A 19,730-nucleotide genomic window follows, 5' to 3' on the forward strand; every position below is an offset into this window, starting at 1 on the left:
ATTCACCATCATTCTTTTATATACTTTTTTATGATTTCATCCATCTCTTTTGGTGAAAATGGCTTTTTAACAATTTCACTTGCTCCTATTTTTAAAAGATACTTTGCATTTTCAGTTGACTTTTGGGCTGACAAGACTATTATGTTAATATTATTATCTATCCTTTTAACTTTTTTTATAAATTCATCTGCATACATGGTATCCATGTAAAAATCTATTATAAGAAGATTAAACAGGGCATACTTCATTAATACTAGAGCTGCATTTGCATTATCAGCAACTGCAACAGAGTAATTCCTATTCTTATATCTACTAACCATTATTGAAGTTAAGGTTACGTCATCATCGACAATTAAGATTCTTCCTGCGGTCATTTTATCATCTTGGCTCGCCATTAAAAGTGATTTATTCTTCAATCTACTGTCCTCCTATATCTTTAAATGCCTCTTTTAATATGTAATAGGAAGGCTTAAGCCTCTCATGAAAACTTGGATTATTCCATTCACTTAAGCTGAAATATCCCATCTCATTACTATTTATAGCTTTATTATTGCTTACATGAATTCCTCCCAAATATATACCATCAATCTTTGTAGCTTTTATACCATAAATATAAAAGTCATTCATTATGCTCTTTGTAGAAGGATCCATAAAGTTTAATAATTGCCATGGTATTCTTATTTCAATGTTATCTCCATTAACATTAAAATCTGTTAATGAGTTAAATGCATTATGTTTAGGATTTCCATCACCGAAAGTTAATCTACCAGTTTCATACTTTGAAAGAGGTATTACAACTTTATCTTGAGGTAATAACTGCTCTTTATTAAGGCATAAATACATTGGATTAAATATATTGTTATCTTTGATCTCAAATGCTGTATTTCTATCTATCTTTTTCAATTGTTTTGCATAAAGATAATAGAAAGAATCGTAATAGCTATGTACCATAATTCTAGAATTACTTTTCCCGTCAATATTTATAATAAAATCTACTGGTCTTTGAAAACTTATATCAGTATCTTTAAGTGATAAACTTCCTGAACTCGGAGTTACGTCTATTGGAATAATAAACTTATCTTTTTCTAGATTGAAATTATCTACTTTTGCATATATATATAAATATTTCTCATCCTGCCTAGCATAAACGCTAAAATCACTTCCCTTAGCTAAAAGCTTGCTATTTTCCCATTCATCAGGCTTTCCATCAACATAACATACACTATCTTTATTCCCAGGGTCAAAGGCTAAAACTCCAAATTCTTGCTCATTGGTTTGAGGGTTTGACCAATAGGCTCTTCTCTCCGGAATATCAAAATCCATAGTATTCCAAGTTCTTTTAAACCATTCATCTTGCCATGTGAATACGATCCCTCCACAATATCCTTCATCATATATATTTTGCAACATAAACTTATTCATTTCTCCTTGGCTTTTTTCGTCGATGTATCCTTGGTTGAATCCCATATGTATATTCTCATGAGCTTTTCCTCTAGATGCAGGAATACCGAACTCAGCTACAAGCACTGGAGTTGTATGTTGTTTTCTAAGATCCTTTAAATAAGCTCTATAAGTGTTTGACTTTCCATTCGGATCTTTAAACTGCGCATATTCATGTTGATAATTCATGAAATCAGGATAATAAGGATATATATGATAAGATGCAAATAATCCAGGTTTAAAAGAACTTTTACTCTTTATATGCTCTTGATTTACTACCGCTATATCTTCAGTTGATAAAGGTTCATTTGGATGTGACAACATATCTGTGGTTACCCAATTAGTAAAACTAGTTGGCCTTTGCATCTTATAGGTTGTGGACTCATACTCTATAACATAATCCCCTAACTCACAAAGAAACTTTTCAAAAGGAGATGCATTATTGGTATATAGGTACTTCCCATCGTAACTAACATTATCTTTGTTAATAGCATTTGTATTTAATACAAACTCAGGGTCCCACTCTATACCAAGTATCCATCCTACGACATAATCGGATATATCTTTTTTATAAATCCCACTAGCATAGCCTTTTCTTTCTGGCAATTCTGCCTTTCCATGAATTATATCTACTAATGCTTTTATATCTGTTTTTACTTGCTTCTTTATTTTTGGATCTTCTGCATTTTTTATATTTGCAATATCTTCTTCATTAATCCAAATGCCTTGAAATAGATATAAAGGTTTAATAGACTCTTTATTGTATTCATAAAGAGCCTCATAAAAATCTGGCTTTAGAATAGTATATACTCTTATGCTATTAGCATTCATTTCACTTATATATTTAAACCATCTTTTATATTCTTCCTTAGTTATTGCAAGTTCCCCTGGAAAACTACCTGGCTTAGCTGCTCCTATATTTACACCTTTTATAAAACTTTTTTTCCACTTTCCTAGTTCATAGATATAAAAATCTTTTGTATCCACTTTAGTAATAAATTTTATATTATCCTCTCTATAAACAGAAAACTTATTCCTAACTATATATCCAAACTTCCATATTGAAAAGCTAAGAATAGCTAAGGTTATTACCACTGCTAAAAACTTCTTCATTCTAAATCCCCCCCTTACACCTCCACTGTTTAAAACACCGTGTTTACATATATAAAAATCTCAATATACATTCCTATAAATTCTTTTGGAAAACTCCGTACTTTAACTGTACCTAATATTATTATGTTCTAAAGCAGATTGGTCCATGTAAGTATGAAGAATAAAAAAATCGCTGATGCGACTTTTTGCGCATCTGCCTTTTCTGAACGTATGCGAAGAATCTTACAGGCGACATATTCTTCTTTTTTTATTCTTTAACTTATATTACTTCTTACGCCTCTCCATATACTTGTCCAAAGATCTTATTGTATTATGAATGGTCTAAAAAAATAAAAAAACCTTTGTCTTTCAACAAAGGTTTTTAACTAATCTAAAAAATCAATATTATCTTGTCATGCAAGCTTTTATCTTTTTAATTCTTTTATCCCCAACTTCTTCTACTTTAAACATGACATTTTTATATTCAACTATTTTTTCTTCATCACTCTTAGGGATCTTTCCTATCATACTTACAAGAAATCCGCCTATTGTATCAAAGTTGTCAGTTTCTATATCTAAATGTAGATGTTCATTAACATCATTTATTGATAAAAGTCCATCTATTAAATAAGTGTTATTATCTAACTTTTTAATTTCACTTTCATTATCATTCTCATCGTATTCATCGAAGATATTTCCCATAACTTCTTCTATTAAGTCCTCTATAGATACTACTCCTGAGAATCCACCATATTCATCTATAAGAATAGCCATATGATTCTTAGAGTCTTGTAGTTCTTTAAACAGAGTATCTATATTATTAGTTTCAGGAACAAAATAAGGAGTCCTTAATATACTTCTAATGTTAATCTTATCTATCCCTGTCTTATTGGCCTGGAAGAAGAAATCTTTCATATATAGTATACCTATTATATTATCAATATGACCTTCATAAACGGGAACTCTAGAGAAGTTTTCATTTAATAGCTTAGAAGATATTTCTCTTATAGGAGTATTTATATTCAATAAAAATACTTCCGTTCTTGGAGTCATTACTTCTTTTGCAAGCTTGTCATCAAATTCTATTATACTTTCTATCATTTCCTTTTCGGTCTCATTTATAACACCATGTTCTTGTCCAACTTGAACTAAGGACTTTATCTCTTCTTTAGAAACCTTTTCCTCTAAGTTTTTACCATCAATTCCAACAAGTCTTAGCAATAAATTAGTTGATCCTGAAAGGAATTTTACAAAGGGGCTACTTACTTTTGAAACGAATACGATCGGCATTACAGAAAACATAGCTATTGCTTCTGAGTTCTGAAGGGCAACTCTTTTTGGGAACAGTTCTCCAAATACTAGTGTGAAATATGATAATAAAATAGTTATTACCACTAAAGATATTTGACTGCTATATGGTATATTAAACTTTTCTAAGAATACAGAAAACTCACCACTTATTCCTGTAGCAGCAGATGCACTAGCAAAAAAGCTTGCAAGGGTTATACCAACTTGTATAGTTGCCAAAAAGTTACTAGGTTCGTCCAAAAGTTTTATTAAAGATAAGGCTTTCTTATTTCCTTTTTCAGCAAGATTTCTAACCTTGTTCTTATTTAAAGAAATTATAGCCATTTCTGCAGATGAGAAAAAAGCATTGATAAGTGTTAAAAACACTATTAATAATAATTGAAACAAAATACTACCATACGGGCTCGGGTCCATACTTTTAATACCTCCTAAAACATTATAGCTATAATGATATCATAGCTAATGAAATCTTTCAAATTCGAAAAATTCTTAGAATTGTCTAATAATTTATCTCAAATGCTTAATATACAGTTTATCCTGCTTACACTTTCTAAATCTAGTCCATAATTCAAGTAGGTACTATAGATGTACCAGTTCGAACCGAAATCTATTTTTAAAACTCTCACGGCTTCTGGTGAGAGTTTTAAAAATATAAATTCAAATACGAAGTGGTACATCCATAAATGAAAAAAATCACCTACTAGATATAGGTAAGAATATAGTATTCTTAGCCTACCTCTAATAGGTGCAAGTTCAAGTTTGGAACTTATTATATATTAACTATAAGGGTTTGCTATTTATAATTTTTCACTTCTATGGATGTACCACTTAGTAATAAACTTATTATTTTTAAATTCTCTCACTTATCCAATTGTGAAGTGATACTTTTATACATTCTCACCATTGGCTTCTATTACTTCTTTATACCAATAGTAACTCTTCTTCTTGATTCTTCTTAAATCTTTGTCTCCAGTTTCATCCTTATTTACATAGACAAAACCATAACGTTTTTGATACCCGTTAAGCCAGCTTAAAAGGTCTGTGAAAGACCAAGTGCAGTAACCTATAAGTTCTACCCCGTCAGTTATTGCTTCTTTGCAAGCTTTAACGTGTGCTTCTAAATAAGCTATTCTATAATCATCATTAACAACATCATTTTCTTCTAACTTGTCAAATTCGCCAAGTCCATTTTCTGTTATCAATATAGGCAATCCATATCTATTAGTTATTCTTCTAAGCCCTATTCTTAAGCCTTCAGGATCTATCTCCCAATCCCAGTTAGTAGCCTCTAGATGCTCATTTCTTTTAGTTTTAAATACTCCTGGGATACCACTATCTTGCGTAGTTCCTTTTTTACCTGAAGTATTCATCTTAGCTTCTCCAACACCATCTAATGGATTCATTTCCACAGTAGCTGATCTATAATAATTAACACCCATAAAATCAGGAGTACCACTCTTAAGAAGTTCTATATCTCCTTCTTCTATCTTTGGTGCTAAGCCTTTGCTTGCTAAATATTTATATGCCGCTTTTGGATATTCACCTTTAGCATAAACGTCCATCCACCAATGACTAGTTAGCTCTTCATGATTTTCAAAAGCTAATATATCTTCTGGCTTACTACTTGCTGGATATGTTGGTGAGTAAGCAAAACTTGGTCCTATCTTTCCGTCTGGAACTAGTTTTCTAAAAGATTGTATTGCTTTAGCGTTTGCTAAAAATGCAATATGATTTGCTGCGTAAAGTCTCTTTTGATCCTTTACTCCAGGTGGATGTAAAGCTGTACCATATCCTAGACCTATAAATACATTTTGTTCATTTAAAGTAACCCAATGCTTTACTCTATCTCCATAAGCGTTGAATAAAGTTATACAATATTCATTAAAGTCATCTATTATTTCTCTTGATTCCCATGCACCATACTCATCCATCAATGCTTGAGGAACATCCCAATGGTATATAGTTATAAGAGGCACTATGTCATTTGCAATCAGTTCATTTATAAGATCATCATAGAATTTCAAACCTGCTTCATTAACTTCGCCTTTTCCATTTGGATAAATTCTGCTCCAAGCTATAGAAAATCTGTAGGCCTTTAATCCCATTTCTTTCATAAGGGCAACATCTTCTTTATATCTGTGATAATGATCTACTGCAACGTCACCATTTGTTCCCATATATGTAGTTCCAGGTAGTTTAGTATATATATCCCATACAGAAGGTCCCTTACCATCTTCATCCCATGCACCTTCTACTTGATATGCTGCTGAAGCTGATCCCCAAAGAAAATTATCTGGAAATTTACTTAATTTTTCGTATATCACAATCACCACTCCTTTTACCTCATTTTATAATTAAAAAATTTATCAGTAAACAATTACAGCAACAATAGTAACATGTTAACTAGTATAGACATTTTGTTTTTTCTAAAAACAAGCTGTTACAAAAATATTGTATTAATAAAATTATTTTATTATAATATTTATTATGCTTTCTTTCGGTTTATACAAGTATCTATGTACATTTATAAACTTTATTAAAGCACCAGACTTTTACAAATCAATTTCAATGCATAAATCTATATAGTTATTGTTAAAAGTTATATTGATTAAATTGGTTTATGTTTAATTATTATAGAAATTAAGTTGATGCTACAGAGGATGCTGTATGAACGAGCAACTAGAATTAAATGATTTTTGTATGTATCATCAACTTAATTTAAACACATTAAAAATAAAAGGTTAGATGGGAGAATTTTATGAATACTATATTATTTGACTTAGATGGAACTTTGCTACCTATGGACACGGATGAATTCACAAAAATATACTTTACTGAAATGGCTATATACCTTGCAGATCTTATTGATGGAAAAACTTTAGCTAAAAATGTATGGGCCTCTACCGAAGCCATGGTAAGAAACTTAGATTTAAAAACTAATGAAGAAGTATTTATGGAAGACTTTGCAACAAGAATAGATGCAGACATAGATATATATAAAGAAAGATTTTATAGTTTTTATGATACAGGTTTTTTAAATGCTAAAAAAGCTGTATATGAAAATGATTATATACAAAAGAGTGTAGCCCTACTAAAGGAAAAAGGCTATGAACTGGTTATAGCAACAAACCCACTTTTTCCACTTAAAGCAATACTTCATAGGATAAGATGGGCAGGATTAAATGCTAGTGACTTTATCTATATATCTTCATATGAAAAGAATCATTACTGCAAACCACAAATTAAGTTCTATGAAGAAATACTAAATGATTTAGGAAAAAAAGCCACTGACTGCATGATGGTAGGTAATGACGTAGAAGAAGATATGGTTGCTGGTAAGCTAGGAATTGAGACTTATCTAATAACTGATAACCTACTACAGAGATCTGAAGATGAAGCTAATTCAGACCATAAAGGTACATATGAAGACTTTTATAAATTTGCTGAAAACCTTCCAAAATTAGTTTAAATAATATATAAGACTCCTCATATGATCAATAGAAGCTAGTATCATATAAGGAGTCTTATATATGTATAAAACTTTTTATCTTCTATTCTCAACTCCCATAATAATCATAGTTGTTACTAAATTATATTTATCATATAATTATCTATATAGAGATTCCCCGTAAAAAAGTGGCTGAAGCGATTTTCTTCAGTGAATTTTTTACTCATCTGCCTTTCCCAATGTATATGAGGAAAATCTGGCAGTAGATACATTCTTCTTTTTGGAGGTGCATAATGGCTCATATTTTTTACAAAGATGGACATGCTGTAGATAATACAATAATAGACAACCTAAAAGACATTGATGAAAATATACTTTTATATATATCGCAAGATAAGAGTGAGGCCTTTTTTAGGAGTCCTCATAAGAATAATATAAACACAATAAGTAGAGATATAATTCATAAGGATAAAAACACCATATTCTTAAGTATTCCATATTTGAATACCCATAGTAAATACATATTAGAAGCTGTGTTATATAAAAATACTTTGATTTTAAATGTAAAAGACAAGTCATGTATTGAATTTCTAAAAGAAAAATTAATTACTGACATAAATATAAACTCAAAGTCACTATTACTTCACTTATTTGAATATCTATCATTTGTTTATAGCGATAAGTTAATGAGATTAAATGAAGCTATAGAAGAACTTTTTGAAAATGCAATTTCAGAGAAAACAATAGAAATGGAACAAATCCTTAAGAAAAAAAAGATTGTATCACTTATTAAGAGATACACCACTTATTATAAGTCTATGGTTAACTATTTAGAGGACGAGCTTTCAGAGGAACTACTGTTCAATAAAGTATTTTTTTCTTTCGATCATACTCTTCAAATAGTAGAAGATGTTGAAAGTTCTATTTATTCCTGCATTGATATATACAACTCTATTTCTGCTAACAAGATGAATAAAACCATGGAGCTTTTAACCTTTATAACAGTATTTACTCTTCCATTGACCATAATTACCGGAGTCTTTGGGATGAACTTCGAGAATATGCCTTTACTTTCAAATAAGTTTGGTCTTTTACTTGCTTTCTTATTAGCAGTTGTTATAGCAATCATTGAATTTTTATATTTTAGAAAAAAGAAATATCTATAAGTAATATAGGTATTAAAGAGGTGAACTTTAGATGAATATAAAAAAATTATCTTTAATATTTTGCACTTTATTAACACTAAATACTCTATTATATGGTTGTACCAAGAACCAAGTTGTAGCCACAAGTACTAATAAAAGCAATGAACCTAACATCATAAAGTACGATCCACCTGAGGATAATTCTTCAAAAGCTACTACAAATAATGGTGCTACTTCTAATAAAGACGGCGGCTCAAATGTAAAAAATTCAACTAGTACTTCTCAACCGCCAGTCGATAAAAACACTTCTGGATCAGCTGTAAATTCAGTAACTTCAAGCAAATCTTCTAATATAAATACTAACAATGCGTCAAAAGTTAATGCTTCAACAGAATCAGCACTTTATGATGCTATAAAAAAAGGTATTGAAACCGGAACTGATATATCAGTTGATCTATCTAAGATTTCAATTAATGGAAGTCTTGTTGATTTTGCTTTAAGGGTTGCTAGTGAAACCGGCTACGCAGGGTATCTTGAAAATGTTCAGTACAATACTACTGGAAATAATGTAGTTCTACACTTCAACTATAAAGCAGGAAAAGATGGTTTTACTTCACAAATTAATTCTGTAAATTCAAGAGTCCAATCCATAATTTCTTCAGTTATAAAACAAGGAATGAATGATTATGAAAAAGAATTAGCTCTTCATAATTATGTAGTAAATAACACTGTTTATGACTATAAAAATCTTGAGCTTAATTCTCTTCCTGATGATTCTTTTACAGCCTATGGAGTATTTATTAAAAAAGTTGCAGTATGCCAGGGTTATTCTGAGGCTATGTATAGACTTTTAAACGCAGCAGGAGTAAGTAATAAAATCATTACTGGAACTGCGAATGGTGTACCCCATGCATGGAATCTTGTTAGTATAAACGGAGCTTACTATCACATGGATGCAACCTTTGATGATCCAATATCCCAATCTGGAAACCTCTTAAGTTATAACTACTTTAACGTAACAGATGCTCAGATATCCAGAGATCATAGTTGGACTAAAACCAATTACCCTGCTTGTAATAATACGGCAGCAAACTACTTTAAAGTTAATAACTTGCTCGCAAATAATCAAAATGACTTTTATAATATAATTTATAACGGTCTATCAAAAAAACAAACTACAATAATGTGTAAGACAAGCAGTTATGATACTAATACCTTCTCACCAAATGCACTAGTAGATGTAATATCTAAGCATCCTGAATTAAATTATATAAATAATTCTAAAGGTTTTTCTTACAGTTACGATCAAAATTCTTCTGTAATGGAGTTTTTCGTAAGCTATAAATAATGAATATTATCTTGTAGTATATAAACTTTATTATAAAGTGGTACATCCATATGCAAAGAGACTGAAATCCTTATGATTTCAGTCTCTTTGCTTTATAGCTTTGTTGCTAGGATGCCATAACTTGTTCCATCGAAATTAAAAACTTCTTCAACTTTAAACCCAGTCATAGCTAATAACTCTTTTATGACTTCTATTGATATTAGATCTTTAGCTCTAATCTGGTGTTCTTCGCATTGAATTGAATGATTTAAAAGAGCAAGCTTACCATTACTTTTCAACATTCTATTAATCTCATCTAAGAAAGCTTGCTTATCTTCTACTTCGTGAATTACATTACAAGCTAATGCGAAAGTGATGGAAGAAGATTCAAGTTTAAGATTGTTATGATCAGTTTTAATTGTTATTATGTTATTCAATTCACTAAACATGGCTTTTTTATCAACTTCATCTAACATCTTTTCTGAGTTATCCAAAGCATAAATCTTATTCTTATTTATTATTTTTCCTAAAGGTATAGTGAAGTTACCTCTTCCGCAGCCTATGTCTGCAACAACATCCTCTTCACTTACACCGAATTTCATCAAAATCTCAAAAGGCGAAGCTTCAAGCTTTGTCAAATCATTTTGATGTATAGCGCTGCTTTCTATATTTAATTTATGTTCCATATATAAAATCCCCTTCCCAAGAAGTTTATAATTTCAGATGCAAATATCCTATAACGATTATCTCCATTTTTTCTTATTTATAGACTAAATATAAATTTATTTACTCCAAAAAGACATTTGCTCTATTGTATCCTCTTTCAAGGATGATATTGATAATCCTATTAACCTTATTTTCTCTTGCAATTGTAGATTTTCTAATATATCTATAGCTTCGTTATACAAATCATTTTCTTCTCTTATATAGCTGTTTAATGTTCTGCTTTTAGTATGGTTAACAAATGATGATGTTTTTATTTTAAGTGTTATAGTCTTCCCACTAACATTTTTATTTTTAAGTATAGAACTTATATCTGAAGAAAACTCTTTTATATATTCTTTAAGCTCCTCTATCTCATCTGTATCAACTCTAAGAGTAGTCTCTTTTCCTATAGATTTTCTCTCTCTTGATGTTATGACCTTTCTATTATCTATGCCTCTTATCCTATCATATATATCATGTCCAAATTTGCCGAAGTATTCTATAAATATATTCTCAGGGAGTTTATATAATTCCTCCACAGTAAAGATTCCTATATTATTTAACTTTTTCACCGACTTCGAGCCAAGACCATATATCTTGTTTATAGGTAAGGGAAATAAAATTTTGGGCACCATTTCCTTAGTTATGATCTTAAGACCATTAGGCTTATTCCAATCAGATGCAAGTTTAGCCAAAAACTTATTGTATGATATACCAACAGATAATGTAAGCCCAATGTCCTTTTTAACCTTATTTTTAATATAATTTGCTATATCTATAGGATTTTTATTTATATAACTTATATCTAAATAAGCTTCATCTATGCTTAATGGCTCAACATAAGGAGTAATATCACGAAATATATTAAATATATTATTAGAAATTTCTTTATATCTCCAAAATCTTGGTTTGACAAACACTGCATTAGGACACAATTCCTTTGCCATAAATATAGGCATAGCACTCCTAACACCAAAACGCCTTGCTTCATAAGAGCATGTAGCCACTACTCCTCTATTTGATGTTCCCCCTACAATAACTGGCTTACCTTTTAAACTAGGATTATCTAGTACTTCTACTGAAGCAAAAAAAGCATCCATATCTACGTGAATTATTACAGTATCCACTTGAACACTCCCTTTTTTTATTCTTTAGTTCCTTATAACTTAATTATGCGTATAGATAATATGTGTAACGACTTAGAACATAATATAAGTTAAAGAATAAAAAAGAAGAATTTAATAACATAACTATTATACCAAAAAGAACACATGTTTCCACATAATTTTAATTTTTTTAGACATTGTTAAAGTCTATGCTAAAATCAAATGGTTATTCATCCAATGTTTTAATGAGCTTTCACAAAGAATTAATATGATTTCAACAATATTCTTAGGCATAGCATTTTTTAATAGATATAAGTTCCTATATTAATCTATAATTTGTATATTTACATATACAAATTAAATTAAATATAGGAACTTTTTAGATTTATTAAGAATTATATTTTTTTAGTAGTTCTAGTGCTTGCTCTTCAGGTACTGGCTTGGATATGTAATAACCTTGTACAATATCACATTTATTATTCACTAGGTAATTATATTGTTCTTCCGTTTCCACTCCTTCGGCAACTACATTTAATCCCATTTGATGCGCAAGCTGTATTATTACACCTACTATACTTTCATTTGTTTTACTTGCATCATCAGAACATAATTCATCTATAAATACCTTATCTATCTTTAAAGTATCAAAAGGCATATCTTTTAAATAAGTTAAGGACGAATATCCCTTACCAAAATCATCTAAGGATATTTTTATTGATTTTTCTTTAAGCTTATTTAACTTAGTTATGTTTTTGTCTATAGATTCCATAAGTATAGATTCTGTAATTTCTAAATTAATAAATTGCGAATCAACTCTCGATTTAGCGATAATACCTTCTACCATGTTTAAGAAATCATCTTGTAGAAGTTGAACCACTGATACGTTTAATGATATATTGATATCCTTATACCCCAGGTTATGAATTTTTGTTATAAACTCACAGGACTTTTCTAATACCCATCTACCAATTTGTATGATTATGCCTGTTTTTTCAGCTAATGTTATGAATCTAAATGGAGAAACAAATCCTAAAGTTTCACTGTTCCATCTTATCAGAGCTTCAAAGCCTTCTATTCGTGAATCCTTTAACGATATTTTAGGTTGAAAATGAAGTACAAATTCATCTTTATTTAGCGCTAATCTCAATTGATTTTCCATTATAAGCATTTCAAGAATATTATCATTCATCCATTTTTCAAAGAAGGTGAAGGTTCTTTTACCTGCTTCTTTTGACTTATACATTGCTGTATCCGCATTTTTCAAAAGCTCCTCAAAATCTTGTCCATCTTTCGGATACATTGCAGCTCCAAAGCTTGCTGACGTTATTACATTGACGCCATTTACTGATATATTATTACCTAACTTTTTCGATAAGTCATCTATATAAGAATTTATAAATTCTTTATCTACAGCATTAGGTAATAGAATCAAAAATTCGTCTCCTCCATGCCTCGAAACTATACCCTTATCTCCAGTTGCTGACTTGATTCTTTTCGAAACTTGTATTAACAAATCATCTCCTATGGTATGACCAAAAGAATCATTGATATTTTTAAAGTTATCTAAGTCCATAAATATTACAGCTATATTTCTCTCATTATCTTCTTTTATAAGCTCACCAAATTGTCTTGATATTTCTATTCTATTAGGTAATCCAGTTAGAGAATCAAAGAAAGCTAATCTTTTAATCTGATCCTCTTGGAGCTTTTTCTCATGAATATCAGAATGTGAACCAACAATCTTAACTGGCTTGCCGTACTTATCCTTCATCGACTTACCGATAGCACGAATCCATTTATATTTACCATCCTTTTTCATTATCCTGAAATCATATGAAAAACTGTCTCTTATACCTTCACTTACTTCCAAGATAAGATTTCTAGCTGTATGTCTTTCATCAGGATGCACTATCTTATACCATTCATCCATATCTTTAAGTTCTTCGCTTGATAAATCAAAAATCTCATACCATCTATCTGAAAAATATCTTTCTCCAGTTGTTAAATTAATCTCCCATAATCCATCGTTAGCTGTTTCAAATACTAACTTGTACATCTCCTCATTTTTTTGGATAGTATCTCTATTTTCCTCTAACTTTATATACTGATATCTAAGTTCCTCATCTGAAGCTGCTAATTCTTCATATAGTTCAGATAACTCATAATTATTTTTTCTCAGATTATCTTCAGCCTTTTTTCTTCTTAGTACATTTATTATTAATATTGTTACTAAGGCTGTTAGTACAAATATAATTGATATAACTCCCCATACTAGATGCTTATAAGTTTTATAAAAAGAAAATTCTTCATTTACTACAATACTACCTTTTGGTAATTGATCTTTTGAAATATTAAACTTCTTCATTATATTATTATCATATACATTTGAAATAGCATTTCTATCCTCAAATATATTGGTAGAAGGTAAAGTTCCATTCATAATGCTGATAGCAAGTTCCGCTGCACTTGATCCATGTTCTTCTCCGTCAAGTAAGCTACCACCAATAATTCCATGATTTAAATCCATTTTATAAATACCAAATATAGGTACAGATAGTTTTCCACTTAAAAAGCTTGTTAATTCTTCATTTTGCACAGTTTTTCCTTCATTATCTCTTGCGTAGGTTGTGACAAGCACAATACTGTCCTTATCTATTACAGGAATATTCTTTTCTAAGTTATCTACTGATAAATCACTAACTCCCTGTACATCAATCTTAATATTTAGTTCATCTAATTCTTCTTTTACTTCCTTAAAAGATGCTGTACCAGTTTCAGTATTATCATGGATCACATACATTTTTTTTGCCTTTGGATATATATGTATTGCAGATTTTACTGTATCGCTAATATCATCTTCTTCAAATACTCCATAAACATTGCTGTATCCGTCTGTGATTCTTTTAGCAGTTTCATCAAATACCCCTGAAAAGACAATAGGTACATCTCCAAATATCTCCTGTGTATTTTTCACTGAAAAATCTAAGGCAGCATCATCAGTTGTCATCACTAAATCTATTTTTTTATCTTTATATCTAGATTTAATTAATTCCTTAAACTTGTCCAAGTTTTCTTTATACGGACTATTCTTCCAATCTATATATTCAACATAGACCTTGTATTTTGGGTCAGCTTCTTTAAACTTTTTTAAAATCCCATTGGTTTCATCTATTGTCCATGTATAAGTACTATCATAGGAATTTATAAGTAAAATACTTTTTTCCTGCTGTTCTGCATTTGTTACTGGTGGATTTATAAAAGAAGCCAAAAACCCTAGAAGCATAAAACTTATAAAACTTATTATAAATATATTGAAAATTTTCTTTCTCTTAAAGTTTTTGTTATAAAACACTCCTACTCCACCTTCTTTCTTTGCAGACAAATTCACTTATTTTTTGACATTAATTTCATATTATTTATAAATATTATAATCTATATGAAAAATAATGTCTATTAACATTAATTATTTTTTAATTACTTTAATCTATTTATTAAACTAGCCTTTATAATCTTATCTTTTTATGTATGGATGTACCACTTCGTAATAAAATTTGTATTTTTAAATTCTCTCACCAGAAGCCATGAGAGTTTTAAAAATAGATTTCGGATTGAAGTAGTTCACCTATTAACATTATCGTACGAAAAATATTTTTCTACCCTGTTAAAATATTCATATAATGTTAATGGGGAAAGTATTAAAGCTTTTCAGGCCTTTTTTCAGTGATTAATCACTACAAAAAAGACCTGAAATATTGCTATAGTATTTTAAATATAAATATCATTTATCTAACCTAAATTGAAATAAAAGCTCCTTATTATATTTTACCAATCATACTTATTGCTTCACTTAAGCTTGTTACTGGCTCATTACAAGTAAAATTCCTACATATGTATATTGTTGTTTTGCCATCCACTCTGTCTTGGTATCTTGTATAATCTGCTATTTCATGAATCATAGGATTAGATTCATTAGCATTCTTTGCAATTATTACTGAAGCAGGTGTACACACTGACCTAATATTACTTATATAATTTTTAAACTCATCTGAGTTAATATCACCTACTACAACTATTTCTTCGCTTTTACTAAGAGATAAAAGTATTCCTGACACCATTTGAGTATAAGCTATTGGACTTTCTTCTATAATGTCAGAAAATGCTTTTTGAAGCTTCTCTGCATATCCTTCATACTTTGTTTCACCAGTTATCCTACTAAGTCTAAAAAGATTGGTGAAGGAAATAGAATTTCCAGAAGGTATGGCTCCATCATATATTTCCTTTATCCTAGTAAGTACTTCCTCTTCATTTGATGAGGTGAAATAAAAACCACCTTCATCATCCCAAAAATTCTTTATTTGTTCATTCATTAGGTCAATTGCTTTCTTAAGATATCTATCATTAAAAGTAGCTTCATAAAGCTCTATCAGCCCAAATATCATAAAACTATAATCATCAACATTGCCTGATATATTCCATTGGCCTTTACAATATCTATGAAATAAACTTCCGTTGTCTTCTATGCTACCAATAAAGAAATCAGCACATTTTGAAGCAGCTTTAGCTAAATCCTCCCTATTGAATATCGCTGCAGCTCTACTTAAGGCCCCTATAATAAGACCATTCCAGTCCGTCAATATCTTATCATCCATATGAGGATGTACTCTTTGCTCTCTTTTCTTAAATAAAGTTTTTCTTATTTTATCTAAAGTACTATTTAAGTTATCATCATACTTATCTTCACTAACTTCGCTTAATTTTTCTTTAAGGTGAAGTATGTTATAGCCAGTAAATCTTCTAGTTGCCTCATCCTTAAAATTCCCACTTTCCTTTAAATTATATACTCTACTTAAAAGCTCAAGTTCTTGATCATCTAATATATCTCTTAATTCTTTTATAGACCATACATAAAACTTACCTTCTTCTCCTTCACTATCTGCATCTTCTGCAGAATAAAACGCTCCTTCTTTTGACAATAATACTCTATTACAGTATTCTAGTATACTCTCTGCAATCTCCTTAAAATAAGTATTCTTTGTGATGTTATAACACTCTGTATATGCTAAAGTAAGCATAGCTTGATCATAAAGCATTTTTTCAAAATGAGGAAGCAGCCATTTTTCATCAGTGGAATATCTATGAAATCCATAACCTATATGATCATAGATTCCCCCCATACTCATACTATCTAGAGTTTTAACAACTATATCTAATGCCTTTTGTTCCTTATTTATACGATAATAATTCATTAAGAATAATAGATTGTGAGGTGTTGGAAACTTAGGAGAGTTACCAAATCCTCCATTCTTACTATCATAGCTATTACTAAGCTGTTTAAAGCAAAGATCAATAACTTCTTTACCTAATAAATCCCCAGGAGAATTTTTTGTAGCCTCTTTAACTCTTTGTGATATATGTTCTGCTGAATCAAAAAGTCTATCTTTCTCTTGACTCCAGAGTTCCTTAGTTTTATTTGTAAGTTCAATCATTCCTATTCTTCCGTACTTACTAGTCTTTGGTATATATGTACCTGCAAAGAATGGTTTCTTATCTGGGGTCATTATTACAGTTAAAGGCCAACCTCCACTTCCTGTGAGCATCTGACATACAGTCATATAAATATTATCTATATCAGGCCTCTCTTCTCTATCTACCTTTATCGAAATAAAAGTATCATTCATAAGTTTTGCTACTTCTTCATCCTCAAAACTTTCATGAGCCATAACATGACACCAATGACAAGTTGAATAACCTATACTTAAGAATATAGGTTTATCTTCTAATCTTGCCTTTTCAAAGGCTTCTTCATTCCACGGATACCAGTTTACTGGATTATAGGCATGCTGCAAAAGATAAGGACTTTTTTCATCTACTAGCTTATTAGTTCTTATACCCGTTAATGTACCATTATACATTTAATCACCTTATTTCATTATTTATTTTGGCTATATTTAAGAATTTTATTTAAAATCATTAAAGCATTAAAATATCTAGGTTTAGTTAGCTTGAAAATCATATACATTTCTGTGCAATAAAAAGCCATCAGATATTACTTGATAGCTTTAATTGTTCTATACCAACTTATTTTCGCTTCATTTTAATAACTACCCCTTTGGCTTAAATATAATGGCTGCCATAAACCCAAAAATTATTGCAGCAGAGATACCTGAGCTTGTGATCTCAAAGATACCAGTAAGAACTCCAATTATCCCAGTTGTTTCAGCTTCCATTAAAGCACCTTTTACAAGTGAATTTCCAAAACTGCTTATAGGTGTTGAAGCGCCAGCTCCTGCAAATTTAACCAGAGGATCATACCATCCTAATCCACCTAATATAGTGCCTGTTACAACTAAAGTACTCATAGTATGAGCAGGTGTTAGCTTAAATACATCCATCATTATTTGACCAATGACGCAAATAAGTCCACCAATTATAAAAGCCCAAAAAAAAGTCATCATATCCCTCAAACTCTCCCTTCTACATCTCAATAGATACTGCATGAGCAATGCACGGAATACTCTCTTTTTGTTGATAAGATAAAGGGGATAACAATGCTCCTGTAGCTATAACTAGTATTCTTTTTAACTCACCTTTTTTCATACGTTTAATTAAATGACCATAGGTAACAGTAGCGGTACATCCACACCCACTTGCCCCAGCCATAACTGGTTGGTCATCTTTATAAATCATAAGTCCACAGTCTGTAAATCTATCACTTGGCATTTCCATGCCATGTTTCTTTAATAGATCTGCAGCAATTTGATGCCCCACTTTTCCTAAATCACCTGTAGCTATTAAATCGTAGTATGATGGGTCTATATCTAAATTTTTAAAATGTTTTTCAATAGTATCTACAGCTGCTGGAGCCATAGCAGCTCCCATGTTATATGGGTCAGAAATTCCCATATCAACTATTTTTCCGATTGTTGCAGAAGTTACCCTTGGCCCATCACCTTGTGCAGCCACAAGTGCAGTTCCAGCTCCTGTTACGGTCCATTGAGCAGTAGGAGGCTTTTGAGCACCATATTCTGTTGGATACCTAAACTGTTTCTCAACCGCTACATTATGGCTTGATGCTCCAGTTAATACAAACTCAGCCGCCTTGCTATCAACCAGCAAAGATGCCAATGCTAGCCCTTCCATAGAACTTGAACACGCCCCAAATACACCTAGAAATGGGATTTCCAGTGATCTCGCAGTAAAACTACTAGATATAATTTGATTCATTAAATCTCCACTTATAAAAAATTGTATATCCTCTTTTTCCATATTTACCTTACTCATTGTAGTATTACAGGATTGCTCTAATAATTTCTTCTCTGCTTTCTCTACACTTTCTTCTCCTACCCATATATCATCATGAGTAAAATCAAAATCTTCTGCTAATGCTCCCTTTCCTTCAAATGGACCTCCTATGGCAGAAGATGAGATTATTACTGGTTTTGATTCAAAAATCCAAGTTTCTCTTCCCTTAAGCATTTAAAAGCCCCCTAGCCACTTGATAGTCAACTTAATTATCGCAACAACAAACGCAGAAAATACTCCAAAAGCAATTACTGAACCTGATAATTTAAACATGTTTCCTCCTACTCCAAGAACATAACCTTCACTCTTATGTTCTATAGACGCAGATGCAATAGTATTGGCGAATCCAGTTACTGGAACTGCAGTACCAGCTCCAGCCCATTGAGCGATATGGTCATATACTCCAAATCCCGTAAGCAAAACAGAAATAATTATAAGTACAGCAGAAGTAGGCCCTCCTGCAGTTTCTTGAGTAAACCCAAAAAATTTAATAAATATAACTTGAAGAAATTGACCTATTGTACATATAATTCCACCAACTAAAAAGGCCTTAAAACAATTTTTTATAACTGGACGCTTCGGCTCTCTAACCTTTGCAAATTCTTGATATTCCTTCTGGATATCCGTTAACGTTTTCTTTTTGCCCATTTAACTAACACCTTCTAATCTACTAAATATAATTTCCCTTTTATAAATTAATCTTTCAATTTTCAGGATTAATTATGCAGTATACCTAAAACTTATTTGATAGGCATTTTTTCTTTAATCATAATAAATCTTTTATTAAGTAAATTAAAAACATAACTAACGTCTTAACCTAAACTTTGCAAATTATCAAACTATACCTTGTGTGACGA

General features: G+C 30.6%; 14 protein-coding genes. 3 read left to right on the forward strand and 11 right to left on the reverse strand.

Features of this window, described 5'->3' with window-relative positions; genetic code table 11:
• Positions 1 to 8 precede the first annotated feature (8 nt).
• From bsdtw1_RS18470 to bsdtw1_RS18485, 4 genes are all read right to left on the reverse strand, one after another.
• A complete protein-coding gene (locus bsdtw1_RS18470) occupies positions 9 to 416 on the reverse strand; it encodes a response regulator (RefSeq protein WP_183278996.1) in 408 nt (135 codons plus the stop codon).
• Between the two features lies 1 nt (position 417).
• A complete protein-coding gene (locus bsdtw1_RS18475) occupies positions 418 to 2,553 on the reverse strand; it encodes a family 2 glycosyl transferase (protein ID WP_183278997.1) in 2,136 nt (711 codons plus the stop codon).
• 384 nt (positions 2,554 to 2,937) lie between these two features.
• On the reverse strand, positions 2,938 to 4,254 hold the full coding sequence (locus bsdtw1_RS18480; RefSeq protein ID WP_183278998.1) for a hemolysin family protein: 1,317 nt from the start codon (positions 4,252 to 4,254) through the stop codon (positions 2,938 to 2,940).
• 473 nt (positions 4,255 to 4,727) lie between these two features.
• Positions 4,728 to 6,164, reverse strand: a complete 1,437-nt coding sequence (locus bsdtw1_RS18485; protein WP_183278999.1) for a glycoside hydrolase family 1 protein — start codon at positions 6,162 to 6,164, stop codon at positions 4,728 to 4,730.
• Positions 6,165 to 6,598: 434 nt separating this feature from the next.
• Here bsdtw1_RS18485 and bsdtw1_RS18490 point away from each other — a divergent pair, with 434 nt between their 5' ends.
• The 3 genes from bsdtw1_RS18490 (at position 6,599) to bsdtw1_RS18500 (ending at position 9,781) form a co-directional block, all read left to right on the forward strand.
• Positions 6,599 to 7,309 (forward strand): HAD family hydrolase, encoded by a 711-nt coding sequence (locus tag bsdtw1_RS18490; protein ID WP_183279000.1) that lies wholly within the window; start codon positions 6,599 to 6,601, stop codon positions 7,307 to 7,309.
• A 272-nt stretch (positions 7,310 to 7,581) separates the two neighbouring features.
• Positions 7,582 to 8,454 (forward strand): CorA family divalent cation transporter, encoded by an 873-nt coding sequence (locus bsdtw1_RS18495; protein ID WP_183279001.1) that lies wholly within the window; start codon positions 7,582 to 7,584, stop codon positions 8,452 to 8,454.
• 31 nt (positions 8,455 to 8,485) lie between these two features.
• Complete coding sequence (locus bsdtw1_RS18500) at positions 8,486 to 9,781, forward strand: transglutaminase domain-containing protein (protein ID WP_183279002.1); 1,296 nt, start codon at positions 8,486 to 8,488, stop codon at positions 9,779 to 9,781.
• Positions 9,782 to 9,873: 92 nt separating this feature from the next.
• On the opposite strand, the gene bsdtw1_RS18505 is transcribed toward bsdtw1_RS18500, so the two are convergent.
• From bsdtw1_RS18505 to spoVAC, 7 genes are all read right to left on the reverse strand, one after another.
• Positions 9,874 to 10,446 carry a class I SAM-dependent methyltransferase gene (locus bsdtw1_RS18505; protein ID WP_183279003.1) on the reverse strand — a complete coding sequence of 191 codons (573 nt, stop codon included), beginning with the start codon at positions 10,444 to 10,446 and terminating at the stop codon, positions 9,874 to 9,876.
• A gap of 96 nt (positions 10,447 to 10,542) precedes the next feature.
• Complete coding sequence (locus bsdtw1_RS18510; protein ID WP_183279004.1) at positions 10,543 to 11,592, reverse strand: DNA polymerase IV; 1,050 nt, start codon at positions 11,590 to 11,592, stop codon at positions 10,543 to 10,545.
• A 367-nt stretch (positions 11,593 to 11,959) separates the two neighbouring features.
• Complete coding sequence (locus tag bsdtw1_RS18515; RefSeq protein WP_183279005.1) at positions 11,960 to 14,923, reverse strand: ABC transporter substrate binding protein; 2,964 nt, start codon at positions 14,921 to 14,923, stop codon at positions 11,960 to 11,962.
• A 463-nt stretch (positions 14,924 to 15,386) separates the two neighbouring features.
• The gene (locus bsdtw1_RS18520) at positions 15,387 to 17,483 is read right to left on the reverse strand and encodes a thioredoxin domain-containing protein (protein WP_183279006.1); all 2,097 of its coding nucleotides are present in this window, start codon (positions 17,481 to 17,483) and stop codon (positions 15,387 to 15,389) included.
• Positions 17,484 to 17,672: 189 nt separating this feature from the next.
• Positions 17,673 to 18,026: a stage V sporulation protein AE gene (gene spoVAE, locus bsdtw1_RS18525; RefSeq protein WP_183279007.1), complete on the reverse strand. Its 354-nt coding sequence runs from the start codon at positions 18,024 to 18,026 to the stop codon at positions 17,673 to 17,675.
• 19 nt (positions 18,027 to 18,045) lie between these two features.
• Positions 18,046 to 19,047 (reverse strand): stage V sporulation protein AD, encoded by a 1,002-nt coding sequence (gene spoVAD, locus bsdtw1_RS18530; protein WP_183279008.1) that lies wholly within the window; start codon positions 19,045 to 19,047, stop codon positions 18,046 to 18,048.
• Positions 19,048 to 19,521: a stage V sporulation protein AC gene (spoVAC, locus tag bsdtw1_RS18535; protein WP_183279009.1), complete on the reverse strand. Its 474-nt coding sequence runs from the start codon at positions 19,519 to 19,521 to the stop codon at positions 19,048 to 19,050.
• Positions 19,522 to 19,730 lie beyond the last annotated feature (209 nt).

Origin of the sequence: Clostridium fungisolvens, from assembly GCF_014193895.1 — a bacterium.
Taxonomy (GTDB): domain Bacteria; phylum Bacillota; class Clostridia; order Clostridiales; family Clostridiaceae; genus Clostridium_AR; species Clostridium_AR fungisolvens.